The organism is Bizionia myxarmorum, from assembly GCF_008086205.1.
GTDB classification, from domain to species: Bacteria; Bacteroidota; Bacteroidia; order Flavobacteriales; family Flavobacteriaceae; genus Algorimicrobium; species Algorimicrobium myxarmorum.
Window position 1 is genome coordinate 1 of the sequence record NZ_VSKK01000009.1, and the last position, 2748, is coordinate 2748.

The following is a 2748-nucleotide window of genomic DNA, read 5'->3' on the forward strand; positions in this document are numbered from 1 at the left end:
GAAATATTGATAATCCTATCGGAATTATCAACATTTCAACACCACACCATCATCAATATGAGATAATTAAAAAATAAATATTAACTTTGGAGAACTAGGCTAGTGCTTTTCATAGGATACGATGTTGGCAGCCGTTTTTATTTTATTAATCTTTGAATTTCATATTCCAGATTGCTTATATACACTAGCGAGTTGTTTAAACGAAGTTCGGTATTTATAACTTTTCCATCTTGAATAAAAAATATTTGTGGGTAAAGATTAAAATTAAGTAATTTTTGAGTTTCTTTTTGATTCGTAGCATATAGTTTGTTGAATTTATAACCTTCACGTTCAATTCGTTCTACAATCTGTTCAAGATTTTTGTCTTTTTTTGTTGGAACATTAATGGCGTAAAAGTTTATGTCATCTTGATATTTATTTGAAAGCGCATCAAGTATTGGGAATTTTTTAAAACATTGACTACAGCTTGTTGTCCAAAAATCTAAAACTAAATATCCTTCGCTAGGAAGTACTATTTTTCTTCCATTTTCATCAACTAAATCAAGTTTTGATATATCAGTACCGATACTATCTGGGGAATTGAAGCTTTTTATCCATTCGAAATAATTAGGAAATACTACAAAACTATTAAATAAAATAATTATTGGGATTATTGGGATTAACCATTTTTTATCATAGGACTTTTTAGTTAAAATGTATATTATGGGAAGAAAGAGGAGGTACAAACCTCCTCTTGATATGTCTTTTTCAAAAACCATACCGAAAGCAATAATTACAATAAATGTTAAAATGCTTATAAAAAACTTTTTCTCACTTTTACTTTTCTTATATATTATAAATAATACAACTATAAATATCTGCATTATAAGCATGAGCCATTTATGGTCACTTGTAATAAATGCTAATAAAATTAGGTATATAATTAAGATTATAGAAGCGTTAAAAATATTTTTTAAAATGGTTTTCATTATAAGAAATTGTTAGTTAGGATTTCCTCCACATATTTTTGTACAGCTGCCAAGTCCCAATGCTCCACAGCCTAAATTAGTCTCATCGCAGGAATCCTTTTCGCAATCATCTCCACTTCCGCACCAACCCCATTTGCAATTGCAATCTGGTTCATCTCCAGGGCCAGAACCACCTCCTCCAATTGAGCCACCATCAGTTTTGTTAAAAAAGTCATTATCTTCTTTCGATTTGGTGTTTTGTAAAGTACCAAAGGCATATACCATTTCAGACTTGCTCCAACCAGCTCTTTCAACTAAAGGTAAGAGGTTTTCTTCAATAACATAATATTCTTTGTCAGTTAGTTCCCTTTTAAATGATAATTCATTTACTAGGCTTTCTACATACGCTATTAATTCAAGTTCTTCTTTTTTTTTGTGCTTTTGCTTTAAATGATTTAGTTTATCTCTCCAAACAGATTTTCTTTTTGAAGGAGTAAGTACTCTGAATGCAGCTCTTTGTTTTTCACCTGAAAGTTTAATGATATCTTCACGATTCATTTTAAGAATTTCAGATTTATTTTCCTGAGCCCAATTGTTGACTGACTGATTACAGCTGTAACATATCTCTTCATCTACATCGCAAGAAGTGTAGGCAAATGCGATAGAAAATAACAGTAAACATTTAATAAAAATTTTCATATTGTTTGATTTTAATGCTCCATTGAGGTCTTGAGCGATTAGATTTAGACCTTTAAAAGTGGCTTTAAAGAGAACTTTTTACTTTAGAACAATTTTATAATTTAAATAATATTCCGTAAATCGGATGGTCATTAAAAAGTTCTGAGTCTTTGTTCAAATGGCTGCCAACGGTTTGCATATGAAAAGTAGCGTTGAAAATAGGCGACTACCATTCTGATAGACAAAAGCCGAATTTTTACTTTTTTCTTGTTATTTTTTCTCTCAAAAAGCCAAATTTAAAAATTTGGCGACTTCGAAAAAGTTCTCGAGCCTTTGTTTTTTGCTCGGACTTTCGCTATTTTTTATATGCGTTGTTAGCAAATGTTTATTCCGCTGAATTCTCTAATAAACCTGGCATTTCATAAATAAATTTCAATAACATACTTGTAAAATTAAGTATCAGTTTTGAATTATTTTCGTTTTGAGTTTCTATTTTATGATTAGCTGTATTTCCAAGCTTTCTAATATTATCAACCCAAGTTTTTCCATTTGGTGGAACATATCCATTATTATCCAAATAATCTATATAACCTTGAAAACTCAATCCTTCTTTTGCTCCTTCCGAAACAGATATATTCATTAAAAGTTTTCTACAACACATAACAGATGATGTAAAAGCATTCACAGAATGACACCTTCGAGCCTCTTCGAATAAATTTGAAACCAAGTCATCAGAAATGTAATTTACTGAATTACCAAAAATTGCTCCCGGAAACTGTTCATCATTATAATCAAAAAATGTAGGTTTTTCACAAAAATGACAAATATATATTTGACCGTCAATAGAATAACTTTGACTACTCATTCTGCCATAATTTTCAGTTGTAGCCTTATATCCTTCTTTCGAAGCAATATCTTTGCCGCAATGTCCACATTTGTAATCTTTCGAGTTAAGTTCCGTGATGTTATTCCATTTCATTTTTTTAAATATTTGCTAACGGTTTTGTATATGAAAAGTGCATACTTGTGTCAGAGGATTTTCCGAAGGAAAATCGGAGGAAAGCAAGTACGCACTTACCTTTCATTAAGCACTAAACTACGCATTTTTTATATACAGTGTTGT

3 protein-coding genes are annotated in these 2748 nt (G+C 30.4%); all 3 read right to left on the reverse strand.

Annotated features, from left to right (window positions below):
* Window positions 1-137 precede the first annotated feature (137 nt).
* Complete coding sequence (locus ES674_RS15275) at window positions 138-968, reverse strand: TlpA family protein disulfide reductase (protein WP_148405510.1); 831 nt, start codon at window positions 966-968, stop codon at window positions 138-140.
* A gap of 12 nt (window positions 969-980) precedes the next feature.
* The gene (locus ES674_RS15280) at window positions 981-1646 is read right to left on the reverse strand and encodes a bacteriocin fulvocin C-related protein (protein ID WP_148405512.1); all 666 of its coding nucleotides are present in this window, start codon (window positions 1644-1646) and stop codon (window positions 981-983) included.
* A 364-nt stretch (window positions 1647-2010) separates the two neighbouring features.
* Window positions 2011-2604, reverse strand: a complete 594-nt coding sequence (locus tag ES674_RS15285) for a DUF4145 domain-containing protein (protein ID WP_148405514.1) — start codon at window positions 2602-2604, stop codon at window positions 2011-2013.
* Between the last annotated feature and the right edge of the window lie 144 nt (window positions 2605-2748).